This window comes from Ketobacter sp. GenoA1 (genome assembly GCF_003671475.1).
Taxonomy (GTDB): domain Bacteria; phylum Pseudomonadota; class Gammaproteobacteria; order Pseudomonadales; family Ketobacteraceae; genus Ketobacter.
On the sequence record NZ_RCHM01000043.1, the window covers coordinates 93,945 to 115,391 of the forward strand.

Below are 21,447 nucleotides of genomic sequence, written 5' to 3' on the forward strand. Positions count from 1 at the left end.
AAAAAGCCCGGCACACCGGGCTTTCTCAGGCTACGCAACGGGCAACAATCAGGCTGGCTGAAAGGGATCGCCCCATTCCTGCGCCAGAGCCTCGCGCAGCGCAACCACCCGCTCATTACCGATTCGATTGGACAACGAGCTTTCGATTTCGCGCAATGCGCTCACCGTTGCCCCACCCACTTCTTTACCCTGTTCGGTGTAAACCACCACTTTGGCGCGACGATCTGTCGGATCCGGCTGCAGAGTGAGATAGCCCAACTCAACCATTTCATTGATCGTCTGATGAATTGCCTGGCGGGTTACACCAACCCGCGATGCGATCTCGGAAGGACGGGTAACACCTTCGCTGATATTCACAAACACCAGGGATTGAGCACGGGTGATGCCAGGCCAGCCCTGCTTCTTCAAAGCGTTCTGTAAGCCTTCATCGGCCCAGTAAAAGGCTCGCATGAACAGTTGAGCCAGATTTGTTTCAATAGTGCTTTGTCCAAATTCAGACATACTTCAAACCCTTTCGTTGCTACCTTGATTACTAAAAACGGATTCTTGCTTGATCGAGGTGATCAAGGCATCTTTTTCCAGCCATAATTGATTTACCCATTCCTGGAATTCAGCGCGGAAAGCGGGATCACTCTCGTAATCTCCACGACTGAACTGCGCGGGAATCGGCCGTTCAACAATGTGTACCGTCAGGCGATGGACCCGACCACAGAGCAAATCCCAAAAACCAATGGCTTTGTCGTGATACACAATCGTTACGTCCAGCATGGAACGTAACTGCCCCCCCATAGCGGACAACACAAACGCAATCCCTCCGGATTTCGGCTTTAATAAATGCTGGTAGGGAGATCCCTGCGCATCGTGTTTCGCTGTCGTAAATCGAGTGCCTTCCAGAAAGTTCATCACCGATACCGGCAGTTCCTTGAATTTTTCACAGGCCTTGCGGGTGGTTTCCAGATCCTTGCCTTTCATCTCGGGATGCTTGAGCAAAAACTCTTTGCTATAGCGTTTCATGAACGGAAAATCCAATGCCCACCAGGCAACCCCCATCAAGGGAACCCAAATCAATTCCTGCTTGAGGAAAAATTTGAGCATGGGAATTCGGCGATTGAATACCTTCTGCAGGATTAGAATGTCACTCCAGCTCTGGTGATTACAGCTCACCAGATACCAACCGTGATAATGCAGATCCTCCGCTCCACGCAGATCAATGCGGATTCTGCCTGATAGAGACAGGATGAGGCTGTTTACCGCCATCCAGTTTTCCGCAATCTTGATCATCACCCACGCGCAAACGCGTCCCCATGGTTTAATGGGGATCAACAACCTAAAAAGGGTCACGACTAACAACGGCACTATTGAAATCAGGGTATTCAGTGCCATAAACAAAAACGCCAGCAAACCTCGAAGCGGGGCTGGCAAAAAAGACAACATGCCCTTTCTTACTCCCAAACAAAATTGCCGCTCTCTGACGACAAAGCCACCAGGGCTCCGCTGTGCGGCGCGACCAGCCGCTCACCCCTTAGTAAAGAGGCCGCACATTATGCCACAACCGACCGAAAACTGAACTGCGAATTTGGCGGGATTTGTGTCCTTTTCGGACACCTAATTGCAAAAATGGACACCTATTTACCAAAACCAGTTGGGCTAGCCCCAGTGGCCCTACAGTCACAGATATCACGGCCCGATAAGGCGCACCGATAGAAACGGTCACCGGGTCGTTGTTATCGTTATTTACAAACGACTTTTAGCTAAACTGACTCGGTTTGGATAAAATCCACCACCAACCCTGGATGCTGAGGCCATCTGCGTAAAAGACCGACACATAAATAAACCTAACTGCCTATATCTGTGGTGAATCTTCGACTATATTTAATGGGGAAAGGAGTCAAATTTGAGTTAATTCATTGGTTTACAGGGATCACGTAATGTCCTTATGCGAACAACTCGCTAGGGTGTCATTTTTCCAATCCAAATAATTCGCAGGCACAACGCAGGTAACTACATGAAGGTTGATTTCAAGCACTTTTCTCCCATCCTGATCACCTGTATGTTTCTGGCTCCCGGCATTGCGGTTGCAGACAAATTTGATGACGCTGTCAACGAATACATTAAGGGATACAAAGAGTGTACTGAGGCCAACACCCTGCGTACTTCCGACCTGCCCGCCGCCAAGCGCAAGTTTGACGTGTATCTGAAGCACCTGGACCGCGCTAAATCCATCGACTCCACCATACTAAGTACCACCCAACGTGATATGGATTCCAACCTGCGCTACTGCGAGCGGGTGGAAGTCAATATCAAGCGCGCCGAGGCCACGCCGATTCTGGAAAAAGGATTCACCTATTGTGATACCGCCAAAGAATCCCTTAAAAACGGCGATGTACCCAGTGCTAAAACCAATATGGATGAGTACAAACGCTATCGTGACGATGCCATGATCATTACCGATAGCATCATGGAAGTATTCGCCCTCGCCTCCAAGGTCAGGGCCTGCTCCCGAGTGGAGGAAAAGCTGGCAGAAGCCATGAAAGAAGAGAACGCCCTGGTGGAGAAGATGAATGCGGCTATCCAGGGTTACCAAACTGTGTTGAGCGAATGCGAAAAGGCCAAAACCACCATTTCCTCGCCCAAATTCAGCCTGGACAAGCTCGATGACGTCAATGCCATGATGAACGAAGCCGCCAAGGCCAAGAAAACGGCCCGCCAAAATACCGAGGCTTTCACCATCCTGAAGGAACAGCCCACCCGTCCGCAAAGCCAGGAACTGCAAAAACTGGTGGACAGTTCTGCACAGTGTGAAGGTCAAACTTCGGAATACATTCGCACCGCCACCAAGAACCGGCGGGCTCTTGAAAAAGATATCGAAGACGGAGTTGCCACCCTACGGGCGGCTCAAGAGGCTTGTGAATCAGCCAAAAAACTCAGCAACCGTTTTGTTGCCGAGGCCGACATCAGTAAGGCAGAAGCCAGCTATAACAATTCAGCAGCGTTGAAGGGCAAAGTGACCAACGATGCCAAACTGATCGCAACGGTAAAACAATATCCCAACTGGAGTTCAAGCAATCAGTTTTCCAAGCTTATGAACAGCACGGAAAGCTGTCAGAAATCCACTGCTGCCAGCATCAAAAAAGAAAAAGCGGCGTTTGCCCAGCAGCAGCGACAAGACAAGCAAAACGCAGCCCGCCAGGCTGAGCTGGAAAAGGAGCGGCAACGGCTGGCAGAGGAGAAAGCGCGCAAAGAAGCCGAAGAGGCCCAAAAAATAGCCGCCCAGAAAAAGGCAGAGGAAGAAGCACGACGCAAAGCAGAGGCCGAAGCCCGGCGCGCAGCAACGTTAAGCGACGTACCTGATGATGTTGAATTCAATGACGATGAGTTTGGTGACTTTGGCGATGACGACGACGACCGCGGAGGCTGGACCGAACTGGTGAAATAGCATCCTCGCCGACCTGAATAAAAAAAGCCCGCGTCTTGGCGGGCAAAGGACTACAGAGGGAAACTGTCCAATTTTGTTTTTCGTTATTAGGTGGTAACCGGAATTAATAAAATCCGAAATTATCCACTTCCATATCCATCAAACTATCCAAACCAGCGTTCACTGTGTCCACCAGGGACTTGGTGCGCGGCAATATACGTTTGAAGTAGAATTTCGCAGTCTGCACCTTGGCTGTGTAGAAGCCTTCTTCAGAGGTACCGGCCGCAAGTTGCTCCTTCGCCGCTTTTGCCATTACCGCCCAGAAATAAGCCAGCGTAATATAACCACTGTACATCAGATAGTCTACCGCAGCTGCACCGATCTCTTCCTGGTTAGCCATGGCACGCATGCCGATCTGCGTGGTCAAATCGCCCCACTCTTTGTTCAATGTGGCCAGCGGTTCAATGAACTCCGCAATCTCTGCGTTATCATCGTTCTCTTTACAGAATTTATGCACGATCTTGGTGAAGTTTTTCAGCAAACCACCTTGTGTCAGCATTACCTTACGACCAAGCAAATCCAATGCCTGAATACCGGTTGTGCCTTCATAAAGGGTCGCAATACGCGTATCACGAACGATCTGCTCCATTCCCCACTCACGAATAAAGCCATGACCACCGAACACCTGAACCCCGTGGTTGGCTGCTTCCAATCCGGTTTCGGTACAGAATGCCTTGGCAATGGGTGTGAGGAACGCCATCAAATCATCAGCCAGCTTCTTGGCTTCTTCGTCTGCACCATGCTCGACGATATCACCCTGCATGGACAGATAGTACAACAGGGCACGACCGCCTTCGGCGAACGCTTTCTGAGTCAACAGCATGCGCCGCACATCAGGATGCACGATGATGGGATCCGCTTCTTTATCTGGTGCTTTGGGTCCGCTCAGTGCACGCATGGCCAAACGTTCTTTGGCATAGGTCAATGCACCCTGATAGGAACCTTCCGCTGCCGCAACGCCCTGCAGGGCGGTACCGATTCGCGCCGTGTTCATAAACGTGAACATACAGTTCAAACCGCGGTTCGGCGGGCCGATCAAATAACCTTTGGCACCTTCAAAATTCAAGACGCAGGTGGCGGAGGCCTTGATCCCCATCTTGTGTTCAATAGAGCCGCAGCTGACGCCGTTGGCTTCACCCAGGCTGCCGTCTTCGTTCACGTTAACCTTGGGAACGATAAACAGAGAAATACCTTTGGTGCCTTTGGGGGCATCAGGCAGGCGAGCCAGCACAATGTGGATGATGTTATCCACCATGTCATGATCACCGGCGGAGATAAAAATCTTGGTACCACTGATGGAATAGGAACCATCAGCATTGGGTTCGGCTTTTGTGCGCAGTATGCCCAGGTCGGTACCGCAATGGGGCTCAGTCAGGCACATGGTACCGGTCCACTCACCGCTGATCAGTCGGGTCAGATACTGCTCTTTCTGTTCGGTGGTTCCATGGGATTCCAAAGTTTTGATGGCACCGTGACTCAGTCCGGGATACATGCCCCATGACCAGTTGGCGGTACCCACCATTTCGCTCATGACAATGCCCAGAGAGTTGGGCAGGCCCTGGCCACCTTCATCAATGGGGGCGCTCAAGGCAGGCCAGCCACCTTCCACGTACTTCTGATAGGCTTCTTTAAAACCTTTCGGCGTAGTGACGACACCATTGTCGAAACCACAGCCTTCTTCATCGCCGGTGCGATTGATGGGCGCCAGCTCGTTTTCACAGAATTTGGCACCCTCTTCCAGGATGGCATCGATCAGATCACGGTTGACTTCTTCGTCACCACGCAAGGCCTTATAGTGGTCTTCCAACTTCAAGACTTCATGCATGACAAACTGGATATCACGTCTGGGAGCTTTATATTCTGGCATTGCTTTACCCTCTTGTGCCCATGTACAAAATGGGCTTCATTATCGACAACGTTCCGCCCGCCACTGATTTGGCCAGGCATAAAATTGCAATGAAAAACACTCTTGCTGCGCTGGAATCAGCACTTGGTCGGGTACAGGATGGTACCTGAACCATTCAAACAAGCGTTAGAATTTTTCGCGACCAATCAGTCAAGCGCCCCTCATACAAAATGACGGGTGGGCGATAAAATCCAATTCTGAGCACACAGTGCAGCATTGCTAAACAATAGTTTCAAACATATGTTTGATTTCGTCAATGTGGATTTACACAAATCCTCAACAATTGCCCTAATGCAGGGGGAGATTGGCCATCAATCGACCATTCAATTCGTAAGATAGTGGGGGGATCTGACAGGCGCGCCCGCTGTCAGGCAATCACGTCCAGAAAGCCGCTTTTACCGTAGGGGTTTTGCGGGTCTACCAGGCCAAGTTGGTTGGCCTGCTGAATAAGCCCGCTAGAGCCAAGTAAAATTTTCTCCAGTTCCTCGCGGGCATTGCGGGGTTGTTCCTCCTGAGCCTCCGTATCATCCTCTGATTCAGATTCCGTATCTTCTGCTGCAGTGGCCTGCACCAGTGACGGTGGTTCCCTGGGTTCACGCACCGGCTGTGCCGATTCGCCCTCTTCCACCTCAGGTTCATTGCGGGATTTCTCTTGTTCCTCTGCCTTACGCGCCTCTTCCTGGGCAGTCTGTTCTGCCTGCACCGCGCGCAATTCAGCCTCTGCCTTAATTTCCATCTGGGCGGCTTCTGCCGCCACCCGGCGATCCTGGGTTGAAGGCTCAGCGGGAGCCAGGGCAGCAGCCCGGATGATACGGGCTTTTTCAATAGTGGCCTGGGGGTTTCCGGCAACCGGTGAAGTGCTGATGCTGACTTCACCTCCTGTCGCATAGTTACGCCCATCGGGGCCACGGGAATACTGGAAGCTGGGGCTGCCCGCATAACGGCCGCCGATGGCAGCGTGCGCGGCTTCGTGTACCCGAACTTCGCGATCCCGGGCTTTCAGCTGATCAATCACCACCTGGTCTTCTTCCGATAGCCCCTGGCGCTCCTCCGCGCTGGATTTCTCAGCAGGGCGAGCGTCCTGCCGATCCACATCCCGCTCGTTGTTTGAATCGGAGTTCTGCAGGGCCTTCTCATCGCCGGGTATCGATGCGCTTACCGGTGCAGGAGTGGCAAAGAACTGTTGATTTTGGCTGGGGGCATTCTTTTGGCCCTCTGCAACCGGGGGAATGTCGGCACGCACCCGATCCTGCTCCAGCCCATTGGGAGAGGCTGAGCTGGCATAGGCTGCCACATTAGTGACATTGGGTTGTGCCGGCTGGATCTGCATGGCGTTACCCTTCAGACCTCAATATCGATAATGCTGCCCATGGTGTCACTGGCGGTTTGCACTACCTTGGCTGATGCCTGCACCTGCAACTTGCTCTGCAGTAAGCTCACTGCAGACTCGGTCAAATCCGTTGCAGGGTCTTCAGACGTAGCCACTTGCGCCACCTGGGCACTGGCTTTATTCATCTCCGACAATCCCTTTTGGATGCCGGCGACGCCGTTGTTTAACACTGATCCAATCACCATAACTGCATTCCTCTGAAGGCGATTATACCACCGGGCCAAGGCCCGGTTTGCGGGCCCACTTCCGGCTCATGTACAAGTATAGTGTGGATTTTCAAATTGTGCACAAATCAATCAACGCCGCGTTTACAAGCTACTGATTCTGCAGGATTTAGTGGGCCTGCAATATTAAAAAACTATATACAGGGTCACTGTAATAGCAAATCGATATCAATTAGCTGCGCTAACGCCTCTTTATCTGCCTGCGGCCCATGGGGAATCACCCCAAGACAGGGCGCTGGCAGCATGCTTTTCAGGGTATTGATGTTTTCCTGAACTTTGGCTGCCTCCGGATCAATGCCGTTGGCCACCCACCCTGCCAAGGGCAATCCCGCCGCCGCAACGGCCTGTGCCGTGAGCAGGGCATGATTGAGACAGCCCAGGCGCACCCCCACCACCAGAATCACCGGCAGCTCCAGCTCTTTTACCAGATTACCCAGTGTTTCCCGGTGATTCAGCGGTACCAGCCATCCACCGGCACCTTCCACCAGGGTGACGTCTGCCGGCGTCATAAGGGCTCCGCGTATCAACCCCGCCAGCCGATCCACCGATAACGTTCGGCCTTCTTCTTCAGCCGCAAGGTGCGGCGCAATGGCAGACTTCAGTGCAATGGGGTTAATTTGCTGATAAGGCAACGCCACGGTCATGGCCGCCTGCAATTTAAGAGCATCATCGTTGCGCAACTCCCCGTCAACCTGCTCACATCCCGCAGCCAGTGGTTTCAAGGCTAACGTACTGAGGCCTCTTTGTTTCAGTGCTTCCAGCATCAGCACGGTAACAAAGGTTTTGCCCGCATCGGTGTCGGTACCGGTGACAAAGAATCGCTTTTTCACGGGATACTCCTGTTGCTCAATAGTGGATTAGACGTTCCGTAACGGCTCAGGCAAGAGAAGGCTTCTGCAACGCGACCACCACATAGTGCCAACTGGCAGGCAACATTCCCTGGTGGTTACGAAAGTGTTCGTAGTTGCTCATCATCTGGAAAACGGTTTTCTTGCCGGTAAGCGACTGCGCGCGGTTATTGGTGACCTGATGGGCACCCAGCGTTTTCAGTTCCCGGGTCAGTTCACGCACGGTTTCGTAAAACGCCACATCCAGCTTTTCCTGCAATACCTGCAACTGAAAAGGCGAAGCCTGAATGAGGTCTTTCAGTGCACTTACCGCCAGAAAGTCATTAACATGATGGAACCGGCTTTCCGCCTTTTCCCAACTCAGCTTTAATTCGCGCAGCGTATTTTCCACTGGCATTGAAAAGACAAAGCGACCTCCCGGGCGCAGCAGGGTATAAACATCCTGCAACACCTTTCCCAGGTCGTCGCACCATTGCAACGCAAAACTGCTGAACACCAAATCGAATTGTTCCGCTTCGAACGGTAAGTTCTCGGCATCACCGCACACAAAATCCTGAATCACTCCGTCACCGTCATTGCGCCGGGCCACGTTCAGCATTCCGGGCGCCAGGTCCAGTGCCGTAATGTGTTGTGCAAACGGTGCCAAGGCCATGGTCAAGGCACCGGTACCGCAGCCAATATCCAGCGCCGCATTAAACGTTGCCGGCTGCGCGGCCAGCACAGCCAACATGGCCTGTCCCACCTGACGTTGCACATGGGCCACACTGTCATAGCGGGACGCCGCCCGGCTGAACGACAAAGCAATGGCTTTCTTGTCCACCGTCATAATAACTGTTGCTCCCGCAGGAAATCCGTGCAGGCCGCAATAAACAGATCCGGTGCGGACAGGAAAGGCAGATGGGCAACCCCTTTAATAACCGCGGTATGAGCGGCCGGTTGCAAATCACCTACAGCGTCGCTCACGCCCACCGGAATCAGGTGATCCCGCTCGCCAAACAGGTGCAGGGTGGGGCATTGAATTCGCTGCAGATCCTGGCGCAGATCAACCGCCTGCAGGATTTCCAATCCACAGCGCAACGCTTTCTGGGCGGGGATACCATGAAAATACACCAGTTCTTTCAAGGCACGAATATCGTCTTTGATGCGTTCACTGCCTTTACACTGCAACGACAGGAAGCGAATGAGCGTGCCCTCTGCATCTTCCAACAGCACCCGCTGGAAGGCCTTCAGGACCTCCTCCTTCATTGCCAATGGCCATTGGCCATCGGCCACAAATTTCGGTGTGGAAGCCACCGTGATCAGGCCCGCCACCCGCTCGGGAAACTGGCTGGCGGTGCGCATCGCTACCATGCCGCCCAAAGACCACCCCAGCCAAACTGCCTTGGCTGGTGCAACCGCCAGCACATGCTCCACCAGATAATCCAGGGTATACTCACCCCCGGGCATGGGGCTGCGTCCCAGTCCGGGCAGATCCACCACCGTCACCTGAAAATGCTCCAGCAACGCGGGCATAACTTCGTCCCACACCAGGCTGTGCATGCCCCAGCCGTGCAGCACAATCAGTTCCGGTGGGTTATCCATATTACCGGTGCAACGGTAGCGGTCGTGATAAAGCGTTAAGCCCATATTAATCATCGTCTCCTGCCGGATGTGCTTGCAGTGCGCGGCCCAGCACACCCAGCAATAAATCAATTTCCTGTTCACTGTGATCAGCGGTGAGCGTAATGCGTAAACGGGCACTGCCCGCCGGCACCGTCGGTGGCCGAATGGCCCCCACCAGAACCCCTTGCTGTAAAAGCCAATCACTCATATGTAATGCGCGCGCTGAATCGCCCACCAACAATGGCTGGATTGCCGTTTGCGAGAGCATCAGGGGTAATGCAAGCTGCGCCGCACCCTGCGTAAATCGAGAGATCAAGCCCTGGAGTTTTTCCATCCGCCAGGATTCGGATTCCAATAGCGACACACTCGCCAGCGATGCAGCTGCCACCGACGGTGGCATGGCAGTGGTATAGATATAGGGACGGGCTGCCTGAATCAGAAACTCAATCAAATCCGCACTGCCGGCCACAAAGGCGCCAAAACTCCCCAGCGCCTTTCCCAGTGTGCCCATGTAGATCGGAACCTGCCGACTGTCGAGCCCATACTCAGCCAAACAACCATGGCCTTTGCCCAACACCCCCAGACCATGGGCATCGTCCACCATCAACCAGGCATCATGCTGTACACACAGATCGGCGATATCCGGCAACGGGGCAACGTCACCATCCATACTGAACACCGAGTCCGTCGCCACCAGCACCCGGCCGGTGGCTTGCTGCAAACGCTGCTGCAAGCTCCCTGGGTTGTTGTGATGATAACGTTGCAGTCGACCGCGGCTCAGTTGGGCACCATCCAACAAGGATGCATGGTTCAGCTTGTCTTGCAGTACCGTGTCGCCCCGCTCCAGCAATGCACTGATGACACCGACATTGGCCATGTAGCCGGTGGAAAACAATAAAGCACGCGGGCAACCGACCCAGTCCGCCAGCCGCTCTTCCAATTCATGGTGAACCGCGCTGTGCCCGATCACCAAATGGGATGCACCACTGCCAAAGCCATATCGCTCAGCGGCCCGCTGGCTGGCTGCGATCACCTGTGGGTGATTGGCCAGGCCCAGATAATCGTTGCTGCAAAAATTCAGCACACTGCGACCATCGCACTGCACCCGCGCCTGTTGCGGGGATTGCAGCAGCCGGCGTTGACGGTATAAATGCTGCTGGTGCCGCTCCTGCAGTCGCCGCGCCAGCTGGAACGGATCACTCATCGCCTTGACCAACTCCCGCCGGTCAGTGGCTCATTTTGGGACAGTCTTTATGAGGTTCCAAAGCACCATCCCTGCGGCCAGCATCCACGAACAGGTGCGCGTTTTTCTGATGTATAACCGCATCCAACAAAGCGGATTCACTGGCTTCGTCGCTGGCTTCCACTTTGAGGTCCATGGGTTTGATCCCCAGCTTTTTAAACAACTGCATATCGGAAGACGCTTCGGGGTTGCTGGTGGTCAGCAGACGCTCGCCGTAGAAAATTGAGTTGGCACCGGCCATGAAACACAGCGCTTGCATTTGCTCATTCATGGCTTCACGGCCTGCGGACAAACGCACAGAGGATTTCGGCATCAGAATCCGCGCCACAGCGATATTCCGCACAAAGTCGAAGGGATCAAGATCATCCACGTTTTCCAGCGGAGTACCTTCAATCTTCACCAGCATGTTGATGGGAACGCTCTCGGGATGTTCCGGCAGATTGGCCAGTTGCATCAGCAGTCCGGCACGATCACGGGCGGTTTCACCCATCCCCAGAATGCCGCCGCAGCAAACCTTCATACCGGCATCCCGGACATTGGCCAGTGTATCCAGGCGATCCTGATAGGTTCGGGTGGTGATGATGGAATTGTAGTGCTCGGGGGAAGTATCCAGATTGTGGTTGTAATAATCGAGACCGGCATCGGCCAGACGCTGGGCCTGATCCTGATCCAGCATGCCCAATGTCATACAGGTCTCCATCCCCAGGGATTTCACCTGCTTCACCATGTCCAGCACATAGGGCATATCCTTCTCACGGGGGGAACGCCATGCGGCCCCCATGCAGAAGCGGCTTGCACCGGAGGCTTTGGCTTCCCGCGCCTGGGTCAGCACATTCTGAATCTCCATCAGTTTTTCTTTTTCCAGCCCGGTATTGTAGTGGCCGCTTTGCGAACAGTATTTACAGTCTTCGGGGCAGGCACCGGTTTTGATACTCAGTAATGTGCTGATCTGCACCGCATTGGGATCATGGAATTGACGGTGAACCGTCTGCGCCTGAAACAACAGGTCGTTGAATGGCAGGTCAAACAGCGCCTGAATTTCCTTCAGGGTCCAATCGTGGCGGACGGTTTCCACTGGAATCTGCGGTGCGGTCATGGTGTGGCCTCGTGGTTGGATTTTTTATGGCGACGGTGTCTCTTTGATAACGGCCTGTCGCTTGCCCATGGGTAATAACTGAGCATCTTATCGGCTCAACCACCATTGTCAACTTGCACATTGATTCAAAAGTTTACAAATGACTATTTTATAACCTAAGTGTATTTATTTAACCCATTATGTTTTTCTGCCTGCTGTGTCATGGACTCACCCCACCGCTCCAGGATCTGTGCCATCACTGCGCGCAGGATATGCCCTGGAATCAGCACTGCTGTGAGCGCTGCGCCGAGCCCTGGCCTGACCCATTTGAAGGGCTTTGCCAGCAGTGCATCCAGGAGGAACCTCACTATGACCAGTGCTTTGCCCCCTTCCTCTATCAATTCCCCATAGACCAACTGATCCTGCAGGGCAAAGGCGGAAAACGGGCGGAGCTGCTGTTCAGCCTGGGCCGCCTGCTGGCCGCGCAGTTGCAGGCGCAGCAGGTTACCCGGCCGGACATTATCGTGCCTGTGCCGCTGCACCCCAATAAACAGCGGGAACGGGGATTCAATCAAGCCGGGGTAATCGCCACGCTGGTGGGGCGCAAATTGGGGATACCGGTTAGCCATAACCTGATCATCAAGGTGCGCGAACCCAAACAGCAGAAGTCTCTGTCCCGGTCAGGGCGCCAACACAATATGACCCGGGCTTTTCGCATTCAGCGTACAGTGCTGCAGTCATTGCCATACCCGGTGCAACACATTGCCCTGCTGGATGATGTCATCACCACGGGCAGCACCCTGAATCAACTGGCAAAGCAACTGCGCAGCAGCGGTGTGGAACGAGTGGATGGTTGGGCGCTGGCCAGAGCCGCCAAGCGCAACGTTGCAATGCCCTCTTCCCCAATATGATAGGATGCGCTCTCCGCCAAACCGGATACAGGTGCCATGAGTGAAATCACATTACAGACTGAGCTGCACCCCAACTACGATGAGCTGTCACCGGATCTGGTGATCAGCGCCGTGGAGTCCCTGGGCTTCTGGTCAGACGCCCGGATTTTTCCCCTCAATAGTTATGAAAACCGCGTGTATCAGGTGGGCATCGAGGATGCGGAACCGGTGATCGTCAAGTTTTATCGGCCATTGCGCTGGAGCGATGAGGCCATCCTTGAGGAACACCGGTATTCCCAGGATTTAGCCGATCTGGAACTGCCGGCGGTTGCACCCATGGCTTTCAACGGCACAACGCTGCATTATTTTCAGGGCTACCGGTTTGCTGCCTTTCGGCGCCAGGGTGGGCAGGCTCCTGAGCAGGACGATTTCGATCAACTGCTGTGGCTGGGCCGATTACTGGGGCGCATGCACAAGGTGGGTGGCACCACCCTGTTTAATGCCCGCCCCACCCTCAGCGTCCAGCGTTTGGTCACCGAGCCCGCTCAGTTTCTGCTGGAGCATCCTTTTCTTCCGGAGTACCTGAAGCCGCAGTACCGCCAATTGATTGAGGATTTCAGCAGCCGCTTTGCGGATCTGTTTCAGCAAGTGAACCCTCAATGGATACGCTGCCACGGTGATTGCCATATCGGCAATATTCTGTGGCATCGGGAAACCGGGCCCTGGTTTGTGGACTTTGACGATTGTCAAAATGCACCGGCGGTGCAGGATTTGTGGATGTTGCTGGCCGGCAGCCGACAAGAGCAGGTGGGACAGTTCAGCGAATTGTTGGATGGCTACGAAGAATTCAATGACTTCAACCGCCGCGAACTGCAACTGATTGAGCCCCTGCGCACCATGCGCATGATCTACTACGCCGGTTGGTTGGCAAGACGCTGGGATGACCCCGCCTTCACCAGTAATTTCACCTGGTTCAACACCAGTGGATATTGGCAGGAGCACGTATCCAGCCTGCAAGAGCAGCGGCTGTTGCTGGACAGTGAACCTTTTAGCCTGTTCTGAAAAGCCCACACAGCAAAAAGCCCGGCGTGAAAAACCGGGCTTTTTGAGTGGTTCAGGCTACCTGTTTCAAGGCAGGTTCTTCTGGTAAACGATCGTATAAAGTGCGTAGAGACTGCACCGGCCGCCCCAGTTTTTCCCCATCATCGATAAAATGCTTCAACATCAAACGGGTTTGTGGGGCTGTCTTCACAAATTGGAATTTGACATAGGATTCCGCATCCATCGGTGACAGAAATCGCATCATGGGCAATGCCAGTTTCACCCAGAACAGGCTGAACAGGCGCTCGGTCCAGTTCATGCGCCGACCGAATTTCGCCGCCACAATGGCCAGGGCTTCACGGGCCGCGCCCACGGCAAGATCCAGCGAATTGCTGATGCGTAAGCGCCTGAACGACCAGTTTTCCAATTCCAGCAGGGCCACCAGTGGAATCATCATGGCAGAACGATCCGCGTAGATCCGGGAGGCATCCTGCTCGACTTTGACATTGAAGCGCCCCGCCGCCATTGCTCCCATCACACCGGGCAAACGCTCCTCATTACCGGAAAACTCCGCGGGCATCATGGGCAACACCAGATAGGCAACGCCTTCCTTGCCCGCATCCGGGTGGTAATTCGGCAGATCCGGTAGTGGTGTTTGATAACTGATAAAATTAACAATGCCGCACACCACCTGTTCAGCGGGAAAAACACTGAGCACATAATCCCGATCATCCAGATCAGGTTGCAGCATCACCACGGTGGCATCACCAATCTGCTCCCGTAGCTGTTCCAGCCAGCCACCCCGCAAATCTGCCGAAGAAACCGTTAGCCAAACCTGATCCCAATGGGTCTGTTTAAGATCCTCATAGTGAGTGAAAATAGCGTCGGCCTCGAATTTTTCCGCAGCACCAAGACCGCTGCGTCGACACCGATAAAGCGTAAATCCTTTTTCGCATTCTTCTTTGTATTTTTCTTTTACCAAGTAGGACACGGAAGCTCCGCCCCGTTGCAGGAAATGACCATATACCTGCCCGACTGCGCCCGCCCCTACGATTAATGCTGTTACCACGTTGTCAGTCCCTCCGCTAGTGACAGTCCTATGGATATAAACACAGGGTTTGTGGGGTCACAAGCTATTGATTTGGGTTAATGCTGTAATTTTTATATCATGTTGTTCTAATAGCGTTACGCTGAAAACATAAACATATATCCAACCTTACCCTGGTCGCACCACCCAACCAAAAAGAGCACTAACTTATTGTTATGGCTAAAAAAATCAAACTGAAAGAACTATCAGAAGCAGAGAACAAATGCGATCGCTGCTATGAATCCAAATGCTGCCAGTACGTTACGCAGAATATCGATAAACCCACCACCATGAAGGATTTCGATCTACTGCTATGGCAGATTTCCCATAAAAACATTCATATTTTCAAGGATGAAGAGGGCTGGTTTCTGCTGGTGCTTAACGAGTGCACCCACCTATTGGACGATGGCCGCTGTGGCATCTACGAAGTACGGCCCCTGATTTGCCGGGATCATACGAACGATTATTGTGAATACGATGTCAGTATCAAAGATGGTAGCGAGCTGTATTTTTCAGGCTACGATGACCTCAACAAATACTGCCGCAAGCGCTTTAAAAGCTGGGATAAGCGCTTTAAGAAGAAGAGCTGGAAGAAGAATGCAGCACCGATGGTCTGAACAAGGGCCGCCCTCCAAACACATTGAAGGGCCCCAGCGGGCCCTTTTCTATTCGGTTTCCACCGCTTCGTCGGTTTCACCCTGCACTCCGAAGCGCAGGCCCTTGCGAAGCACTTCTCTTCCATCTTCCGGGAAGACCGATTTAGGCTCCCGTTCAATGTTCCCATACTGATCTATCTTGAGGCTCAGGCTGCGCATCTGGTCATACTTGGCCTGGCTCACCTCGTTAGCGGAGGCATCGTCACGAATAATAGTGGGCTGCAGGAATAAAAGCAGATTACGCTTGGTAACTTTTTGCTCGGTGGCTCTGAACAACACACCCAGCAAGGGAATATCCCCCAGTAACGGCACCTTTCTGACCACCTCTTCCAGGTCGTCCCTCACCAACCCGCCAGTAACGATGATCTCTCGATCATTGGCCAGAATCACCGACTTTACAGACCGTTTCTGTGTCGAGATATCCGCAGCACCACTAATGGTTTCATTGCTGACGTTGGAGACTTCCTGCACCAACTGCAAACGCACCACATTGCCATCATTAATCTGTGGCGTCACCCGCAGGGTCAGGCCCACATCCTGGCGCTCAATGGTCTGGAACGGATTATCATTATTACTGCTTAAGCTGGTACCTGTAATAAAGGGAACATTTTCACCAACAATGATTTCAGCTTCTTCATTATCCAGGGTCATGATACTGGGCGTAGACAACAGGTTCGCGTTCTGGTTAGTTTCCACTGCCTGGATCACCACCCCCATTTTGACGTCACCACTTTCATTGGCACCACCGGCCAACAGGCCGGAAAAGCTGCCGGTATCGGAGCCGGTTTCTCCGCCTTCAATCAAGCCGGCAATGGCTGATAAAGGTAGCTGGCCGGAGGTCGCCAGGCTGGTCCCCGCTAGCCCATTGGCCGGATCACCGTAGCCCCATTGCACACCCAACGCCTCACTGGCACTACCGGATACTTCCACAAACGCAGCCTCGATCAGCACCTGTGCGCGGCGCACATCCAACTGGTCCACAATATCGCGGATTTCCGCCAGATCTGCCGGTGCCGCCCGTACAATCAGGGCATTCAATGTTTCATCCGCCTGTATGGTGATGTCCCCGGCAGTGGCGGTGGGTGTTGCCAGGGTGGCCGCTGTCTTCGCCGTACCTCGGGCGCTGGTGCTACGGCTGGAAGCCGTGGCGGACTGCCCCGACACCAATGCACTCAGAATCTCCGCCACTTTCTCCGCTTCCGCGTGGCGCAAATAAATAACCTGGGTGGAACCACTGTTTTCCACCGGCCGATCCAAATCCACCAATAATGCCTTTACCCGCGCCCGCGCGGATTTTTCGCCCCGCAGTATCAACCGATTGGTGCGCTCTTCCGCCACCACACGAACACGCACATTGCCACTGTTACGGCTGCTTTTCTTGGCACCGGTTTCCACCGGCGTCAACTGCTCCAGTGTTTTTACCACATCGCCCACCCAGGCATATTTAAGCTGCACCACTTCCACTTCTTCACTCTCCGCACTGTCAATGCGTCGAATGATCTCAATGATGCGGGCGATGTTGTTGGCGTGATCACTGATGATCAGAGCGTTGGCAGAACTCACCGCAGCCAGATGGCCGTATTGCGGCACCATGGGCCGCAGAATCGGCACCAGTTCGGTTGCGTTGGTGTTCTCAACGGGTATCACGCGGGTGACCATTTTTTCATTGCCGAGGCCATTGCCTCCAAGGGGAAGATCTTCCTGCTTGGCCCCCTGAGTGGGCACAATCTTAACTACATTGCCGGTCTTCACCGAAGCATAACCATGGATACGCAGGACACTCTGGAACATGTCGAAGATATCACTGGATGACATTTCCGTATTGGAAACCACCGTCACCTCCCCTTTCACCCGGGGGTCGACAATAAAGCTGTAACCGGTAATGTCAGACACCTGTTCAATGAAAGTGCGAATATCCGCCTTTTTCATGTTGATCTTCCAGGCACCCTCATCGTTGGGAGCTGCCCAGCACAGAACCGGCATCATCACCGTTAAGCATAGTGCCATCAGCTTCCGCGTTAGCTGCATGTTAAACTCGCTTCCGACCCACCAATTCTTCATATTCTTTCTATCCAATAACATGCTGTTGCCTACAGCCCCGGAAGGGCGTACTCCGAATCAAATTGTCGACCATTGCGCTCCATGGAAACCCGCACCGTACCATCCTGCATCACCTGCTCTATCAATGCTACGTCCTGGTTCGGATCCCCCAGGCTGCGACCATTTACCGACAGAATCACATCCCCTGGCTTGGCACCGATTGCCGCCAGCATGGGATTAGGGTTATCCGCCACCCGGTAACCCCGGCCATTGTTGGATGCCAGGCCGAACTGGCCCAGTACTTCACTGGCATCCTGCTGAATCTGCTCGCGCAGGGTGCTTACCATCTGCTGTGCCATTGCCGCCTGCGCCTGTTGCGTAGCGATACCCGAGTTACCGCCGAACCCGGAACGGGAATTGGGCATTCGGCTGCTGGACGATGTGCGGGGATTACGGGTGGTACGGCTGCGGGGATTGGCGCTTCGGTTGTCCGATCGGGTCAGGCCGCCTTTGGCGTTCTCTGGAAAATACAGCGCCTCCAGCTGACCGCTTCGGTTCAGCAATACCCGATCCGGGTACACCGCCGCCAGCGTAACATTACCTGGTACTTTATCGCCGATATGGTACAGCTCACTGTCCTTGCGTGACTCCGCTATCATGGCGGTGGATCGCTCTTCCACTGGCGCCACAAACACGGCCTGCAGCTCCAGACTGAGGCGGGTCTTGGGTGCGTTAACGTCTTTAGGCTGCTCTTGAACGACTTTTTGCCCCTCTTTACCAAACAGGGACCACATGGGGATCACCGAGGTATCAACCTGATCCTGACGCCCCATAGGACGACTGACATCAGACTGCTGGCCGTACAGGGTTGGTGCGGAACCGACAGAAGCATCCACAAACAGGTACACGAGCTTCACCAACACATAGGCTGTGATGATCACCAGCAGCAAACAAGCCGCCGAATTGGCTCTTTTCACCCAAGGATTCAATTGGGTTTCCACTGTCAAAGTCTTCTCCTGACGTTCAGCGTTCTTATTCTTGTTGTAAGAACCTCACTTTACCTGAAGGTTCACCGGTTGCGAATAAGACCGTACTCTTTAATAACAGATTAGCAGTGAATGCTTACAATGCTTTGCCAGCAAGGCGCGCCGTTAAAAAGGAAGCGGTTGCTGCATGTTTACCAGTACCTTGTCGTCGTCCCCTCCGGGGTTCATCCCTGCCAGAGAGAGCACCCGTTGCAGTGCTTTTACACTGCCGATTCCCTTCTCCGGCAGCACCCCCACTTCCGCCAGCAACTTGTTGCCTTTGGCCTCGGTGACGGTCAGGTAGAGGTTACCGGCATCCTCGCGCACCTCGCCATTCACCGGCGGAAAGTCAAGTGGATTACCGGAACCGGCACCCGGTGCGGTCACACGTCCGCCGGACCAGCGAATCCAGCCGTTGGCTGCGGTGATGGTATTGCCGGAAAGATTCACGGTCACGTCTTCCACGTTGACCACACCAGCGGCCGCAACACCGAATTGCCTTAGGGATTGATTCAACAAGGTGGCTTGCACGTCACCGTTCAGGTGCGAAACACCTTTGCCCCACAAACCCCAGTGCCCGGCGCCGTGAATGCGGAAATCACTGCCTTCCACGCGCAATCCAAGCGCCACTTCACCCAGCAGCAGGCGCAGCCCCCGCAAATCCCAGCCAATTACCACCGGGCCGTTCACATACGAGGTGCGCAGGCGGCCATAGGCAAAACCATCCCAAATGGTGCCGCCCACACGCTCAACCTGGACGGGCAACCCGGTGACGGAGCCGGAAACCAAACGCCACAGCAAACTGGCCGGAAACAGGACAAAGGCGAACACCACACAAGACAACACGCCGACGAGAATCAGATTGCGTACTTTCATGACTCGGGAATGGAAGCGTTCCCTCTCCTTTTACTTCTATTTATTGTTATCAGTTTACGTCAAAGGGGCGAGCTTAACATACTTTGTTAGTCTGGCCCCATTGCCTGAGGGGACGCTCGAACTCAGAATGGGATGTCGTCTTCAAAATCCGAGCCGGCGGGTGACGGGCTATTGCTGCCACCGGAGCTGGCCGGCGAGGACATCGAACCCTGCGCTTCGGGCATCTGGTCGTAACCGGAGAAACCATCATCAGAACCACCGCCACCGGCAGCACCACGAGAATCCAGCATTTGCATCTCGTTGGCTACGATTTCCGTGGTAAATCGATCGTTACCACTCTGATCCTGCCATTTGCGTGTGCGCAGGGAACCCTCAATATAAACCTTACCGCCTTTCTTCAGATATTCGCCGGCAATTTCCGCCAACCGATTGAAGAACACCACACGGTGCCACTCTGTTCGCTCCTGCATCTGGCCGGAATTCTTATCCTTCCAGGTTTCGCTGGTAGCAATTGATACATTGGTCACGGCCCCGCCGCTGGGCATGTAACGGGTTTCGGGGTCCTGGCCGAGATTGCCCACCAAAATGACTTTGTTCACTCCGCGTTGTGCCATGAGATTCTCCGGTTTGATGATACATAACTGATAGTTTTCAGGACGTTGCCAACCACGATCAGGCTGGCTCCGCCTGGCTCTGCATAGACAACTGAGACAATTGCTTCAATTGTTCTCTATCCAAACGCGCGTTGTCCACTTTTAAATAGGCTGCTCTTTCTTCTTCGATGACCACCGCTTCTTCAACACCGGTGACCCCCATCAATCGGGACGCCCACACCCCCGCATCAAGTTCACCCGTCTGCGTCAACGGTAACGTGACGCTTTGCAGGTAAGCGGGCTGCTTCATACTCCAGGCCAACAGGAACCAGACCGCAACCATTCCCGCCCCCACCATGTAGACTGCACTATCGCCATACTGGCCCAGCAGCCAGCCACCACCGGCACCGCCCGCGAAGGCCCCCAGAAACTGGCAGGTGGAATACACCCCCATGGAAGTTCCCTTAAATCCGGGTGCCGCCAGCTTGCTGACCAGTGAGGGTAACAGCGCTTCCAGCAGGTTAAAGCCCCAGAAAAACACAAACAACCCAATGGCAATAGGCCACAGGCTATCATGCCACTGGCTCAGGGCAAACAAAGAGCCCCCCAGCAACAACACAGCCAGCAGAAACACCTGTTTGATCTTGCGGGCTTTTTCCGCCACGATCATCAGCGGTAACATTAAGACAAAAGACAGGAAAAGAATGGGTAGGTAAATCATCCAATGGTGGTTCTTGTCCATATCGGCATTGGTCAACAGCCACCCTGGTAACACTACAAAGGAGGCGGTCAATACCATATGCAGACAGAACACCCCGAAATCGAGCCGTAACAACCCGGTATCCCGCAGCACATCAGAGAAATGGGACACAACAGGGCGGGTATCCCGAAAGATCTTACGAACATCCGGTGCCGGCACCACCCACACCGTCAACGCCACACCAAATCCGGCCAGTACCGCAGTAAACAGAAACAGCCCCCGTAACTCAAACCAACCGGCCAGCACAGGCCCGGCAACCAATGCCAGGGCGAAAGACATCCCGATACTGGCCCCCACCATGGCCATCGCCTTGGCTCGCTGATCGTCACGGGTCAGGTCTGTCAACAAGGCCATGATGGCACTGGCGATGGCGCCAGCCCCCTGCAAGGTCCGGCCGGCAATCACCCCATAGATGGTCTCGGCTTGCGCCGCCACCAGGCTGCCCAGCAGAAAAATCAGTAAACCGGCAATAATCACCGGTTTACGCCCGATGCGATCGGACAGTAGCCCAAAGGGAATCTGAAACAACGCCTGCGTCAGCCCATAGGCGCCAATGGCAATACCGATCAGGGCGGGGGTCGCACCTTCCAGATCCTGCCCATAGAGCGCAAATACCGGCAGGATCATAAACAATCCCAGCATTCTAAGCGCAAACAGACTGGCAAGAGACCACGTGGCCCGAATTTCAAACGAATTCATAGATAACTTCAATATCC

General features: G+C 54.0%; 20 protein-coding genes. 4 read left to right on the forward strand and 16 right to left on the reverse strand.

The genetic code is table 11. The features are described from left to right. Nucleotides 1–48 precede the first annotated feature (48 nt). The gene (locus tag D9N13_RS18980) at nucleotides 49–501 is read right to left on the reverse strand and encodes a MarR family winged helix-turn-helix transcriptional regulator (protein ID WP_290593266.1); all 453 of its coding nucleotides are present in this window, start codon (nucleotides 499–501) and stop codon (nucleotides 49–51) included. 3 nt (nucleotides 502–504) lie between these two features. Further along, entirely contained in the window at nucleotides 505–1,434 is a 930-nt protein-coding gene (locus D9N13_RS18985) for an acyltransferase (protein ID WP_290593268.1), read from the reverse strand. 571 nt (nucleotides 1,435–2,005) lie between these two features. Here D9N13_RS18985 and D9N13_RS18990 point away from each other — a divergent pair. Beyond that, nucleotides 2,006–3,436, forward strand: a complete 1,431-nt coding sequence (locus D9N13_RS18990) for a hypothetical protein (protein ID WP_290593270.1) — start codon at nucleotides 2,006–2,008, stop codon at nucleotides 3,434–3,436. A gap of 103 nt (nucleotides 3,437–3,539) precedes the next feature. Here the strand turns inward: D9N13_RS18990 and D9N13_RS18995 are convergent, their stop codons facing one another. The 8 genes from D9N13_RS18995 to bioB all read right to left on the reverse strand — a co-directional run bounded on the left by D9N13_RS18995 (nucleotide 3,540) and on the right by bioB (nucleotide 11,784). Continuing rightward, nucleotides 3,540–5,342 (reverse strand): acyl-CoA dehydrogenase C-terminal domain-containing protein, encoded by a 1,803-nt coding sequence (locus tag D9N13_RS18995; RefSeq protein WP_290593272.1) that lies wholly within the window; start codon nucleotides 5,340–5,342, stop codon nucleotides 3,540–3,542. A gap of 406 nt (nucleotides 5,343–5,748) precedes the next feature. Continuing rightward, nucleotides 5,749–6,711 carry a putative metalloprotease CJM1_0395 family protein gene (locus D9N13_RS19000; protein ID WP_290593274.1) on the reverse strand — a complete coding sequence of 321 codons (963 nt, stop codon included), beginning with the start codon at nucleotides 6,709–6,711 and terminating at the stop codon, nucleotides 5,749–5,751. 11 nt (nucleotides 6,712–6,722) lie between these two features. Beyond that, complete coding sequence (locus tag D9N13_RS19005) at nucleotides 6,723–6,956, reverse strand: hypothetical protein (RefSeq protein WP_290593275.1); 234 nt, start codon at nucleotides 6,954–6,956, stop codon at nucleotides 6,723–6,725. Between the two features lie 185 nt (nucleotides 6,957–7,141). Next, on the reverse strand, nucleotides 7,142–7,825 hold the full coding sequence (bioD, locus tag D9N13_RS19010) for a dethiobiotin synthase (RefSeq protein ID WP_290593277.1): 684 nt from the start codon (nucleotides 7,823–7,825) through the stop codon (nucleotides 7,142–7,144). A 46-nt stretch (nucleotides 7,826–7,871) separates the two neighbouring features. Continuing rightward, nucleotides 7,872–8,669, reverse strand: a complete 798-nt coding sequence (bioC, locus tag D9N13_RS19015; RefSeq protein ID WP_290593279.1) for a malonyl-ACP O-methyltransferase BioC — start codon at nucleotides 8,667–8,669, stop codon at nucleotides 7,872–7,874. Continuing rightward, the gene (bioH, locus tag D9N13_RS19020; protein ID WP_290593281.1) at nucleotides 8,666–9,469 is read right to left on the reverse strand and encodes a pimeloyl-ACP methyl ester esterase BioH; all 804 of its coding nucleotides are present in this window, start codon (nucleotides 9,467–9,469) and stop codon (nucleotides 8,666–8,668) included. Before bioH ends, bioC begins: the two co-directional genes overlap by 4 nt. Nucleotide 9,470: 1 nt before the next feature. Beyond that, nucleotides 9,471–10,649, reverse strand: a complete 1,179-nt coding sequence (gene bioF / locus D9N13_RS19025) for an 8-amino-7-oxononanoate synthase (RefSeq protein ID WP_290593283.1) — start codon at nucleotides 10,647–10,649, stop codon at nucleotides 9,471–9,473. 22 nt (nucleotides 10,650–10,671) lie between these two features. Further along, entirely contained in the window at nucleotides 10,672–11,784 is a 1,113-nt protein-coding gene (bioB, locus tag D9N13_RS19030) for a biotin synthase BioB (RefSeq protein ID WP_290593285.1), read from the reverse strand. A gap of 179 nt (nucleotides 11,785–11,963) precedes the next feature. Between bioB and D9N13_RS19035 the strand changes: the two genes are divergently transcribed. Continuing rightward, nucleotides 11,964–12,674 carry a ComF family protein gene (locus tag D9N13_RS19035; RefSeq protein WP_290593286.1) on the forward strand — a complete coding sequence of 237 codons (711 nt, stop codon included), beginning with the start codon at nucleotides 11,964–11,966 and terminating at the stop codon, nucleotides 12,672–12,674. 36 nt (nucleotides 12,675–12,710) lie between these two features. Beyond that, nucleotides 12,711–13,715 carry a serine/threonine protein kinase gene (locus tag D9N13_RS19040; RefSeq protein WP_290593288.1) on the forward strand — a complete coding sequence of 335 codons (1,005 nt, stop codon included), beginning with the start codon at nucleotides 12,711–12,713 and terminating at the stop codon, nucleotides 13,713–13,715. Between the two features lie 52 nt (nucleotides 13,716–13,767). Here the strand turns inward: D9N13_RS19040 and D9N13_RS19045 are convergent, their stop codons facing one another. Beyond that, complete coding sequence (locus tag D9N13_RS19045) at nucleotides 13,768–14,763, reverse strand: ketopantoate reductase family protein (protein WP_290593290.1); 996 nt, start codon at nucleotides 14,761–14,763, stop codon at nucleotides 13,768–13,770. A 194-nt stretch (nucleotides 14,764–14,957) separates the two neighbouring features. On the opposite strand from D9N13_RS19045, the gene D9N13_RS19050 reads away from it, so the two are divergent. Then, nucleotides 14,958–15,398: a YkgJ family cysteine cluster protein gene (locus D9N13_RS19050; protein WP_290593292.1), complete on the forward strand. Its 441-nt coding sequence runs from the start codon at nucleotides 14,958–14,960 to the stop codon at nucleotides 15,396–15,398. Between the two features lie 48 nt (nucleotides 15,399–15,446). On the opposite strand, the gene gspD is transcribed toward D9N13_RS19050, so the two are convergent. From gspD to D9N13_RS19075, 5 genes are all read right to left on the reverse strand, one after another. Next, a complete protein-coding gene (gene gspD / locus D9N13_RS19055) occupies nucleotides 15,447–17,444 on the reverse strand; it encodes a type II secretion system secretin GspD (RefSeq protein ID WP_290593294.1) in 1,998 nt (665 codons plus the stop codon). Between the two features lie 83 nt (nucleotides 17,445–17,527). Further along, on the reverse strand, nucleotides 17,528–18,478 hold the full coding sequence (locus tag D9N13_RS19060; protein ID WP_290593389.1) for a type II secretion system protein N: 951 nt from the start codon (nucleotides 18,476–18,478) through the stop codon (nucleotides 17,528–17,530). Nucleotides 18,479–18,628: 150 nt separating this feature from the next. Then, on the reverse strand, nucleotides 18,629–19,378 hold the full coding sequence (gspN, locus tag D9N13_RS19065) for a type II secretion system protein N (protein ID WP_290593296.1): 750 nt from the start codon (nucleotides 19,376–19,378) through the stop codon (nucleotides 18,629–18,631). 122 nt (nucleotides 19,379–19,500) lie between these two features. Beyond that, nucleotides 19,501–19,992 carry a single-stranded DNA-binding protein gene (gene ssb, locus D9N13_RS19070; RefSeq protein WP_290593299.1) on the reverse strand — a complete coding sequence of 164 codons (492 nt, stop codon included), beginning with the start codon at nucleotides 19,990–19,992 and terminating at the stop codon, nucleotides 19,501–19,503. Between the two features lie 58 nt (nucleotides 19,993–20,050). Then, entirely contained in the window at nucleotides 20,051–21,430 is a 1,380-nt protein-coding gene (locus D9N13_RS19075; protein WP_290593301.1) for an MFS transporter, read from the reverse strand. Nucleotides 21,431–21,447: the final 17 nt, after the last annotated feature.

What these genes read in the sequence shown, in the direction of transcription:
- D9N13_RS19005 (WP_290593275.1), bottom strand. Translation starts at nt 6,956, where the DNA reads ATGGTGATTGGATCAGTGTTAAACAACGGCGTCGCCGGCATCCAAAAG.
- D9N13_RS19040 (WP_290593288.1), top strand. Translation starts at nt 12,711, where the DNA reads ATGAGTGAAATCACATTACAGACTGAGCTGCACCCCAACTACGATGAG.
- D9N13_RS19000 (WP_290593274.1), bottom strand. Translation starts at nt 6,711, where the DNA reads ATGCAGATCCAGCCGGCACAACCCAATGTCACTAATGTGGCAGCCTAT.
- D9N13_RS19050 (WP_290593292.1), top strand. Translation starts at nt 14,958, where the DNA reads ATGGCTAAAAAAATCAAACTGAAAGAACTATCAGAAGCAGAGAACAAA.
- bioF (WP_290593283.1), bottom strand. Translation starts at nt 10,649, where the DNA reads ATGAGTGATCCGTTCCAGCTGGCGCGGCGACTGCAGGAGCGGCACCAG.
- D9N13_RS18980 (WP_290593266.1), bottom strand. Translation starts at nt 501, where the DNA reads ATGTCTGAATTTGGACAAAGCACTATTGAAACAAATCTGGCTCAACTG.
- gspD (WP_290593294.1), bottom strand. Translation starts at nt 17,444, where the DNA reads ATGGCACTATGCTTAACGGTGATGATGCCGGTTCTGTGCTGGGCAGCT.
- D9N13_RS19075 (WP_290593301.1), bottom strand. Translation starts at nt 21,430, where the DNA reads ATGAATTCGTTTGAAATTCGGGCCACGTGGTCTCTTGCCAGTCTGTTT.
- gspN (WP_290593296.1), bottom strand. Translation starts at nt 19,378, where the DNA reads ATGAAAGTACGCAATCTGATTCTCGTCGGCGTGTTGTCTTGTGTGGTG.
- D9N13_RS18985 (WP_290593268.1), bottom strand. Translation starts at nt 1,434, where the DNA reads ATGTTGTCTTTTTTGCCAGCCCCGCTTCGAGGTTTGCTGGCGTTTTTG.
- ssb (WP_290593299.1), bottom strand. Translation starts at nt 19,992, where the DNA reads ATGGCACAACGCGGAGTGAACAAAGTCATTTTGGTGGGCAATCTCGGC.
- bioH (WP_290593281.1), bottom strand. Translation starts at nt 9,469, where the DNA reads ATGGGCTTAACGCTTTATCACGACCGCTACCGTTGCACCGGTAATATG.
- D9N13_RS18995 (WP_290593272.1), bottom strand. Translation starts at nt 5,342, where the DNA reads ATGCCAGAATATAAAGCTCCCAGACGTGATATCCAGTTTGTCATGCAT.
- D9N13_RS19035 (WP_290593286.1), top strand. Translation starts at nt 11,964, where the DNA reads ATGTTTTTCTGCCTGCTGTGTCATGGACTCACCCCACCGCTCCAGGAT.
- bioC (WP_290593279.1), bottom strand. Translation starts at nt 8,669, where the DNA reads ATGACGGTGGACAAGAAAGCCATTGCTTTGTCGTTCAGCCGGGCGGCG.
- D9N13_RS18990 (WP_290593270.1), top strand. Translation starts at nt 2,006, where the DNA reads ATGAAGGTTGATTTCAAGCACTTTTCTCCCATCCTGATCACCTGTATG.
- bioB (WP_290593285.1), bottom strand. Translation starts at nt 11,784, where the DNA reads ATGACCGCACCGCAGATTCCAGTGGAAACCGTCCGCCACGATTGGACC.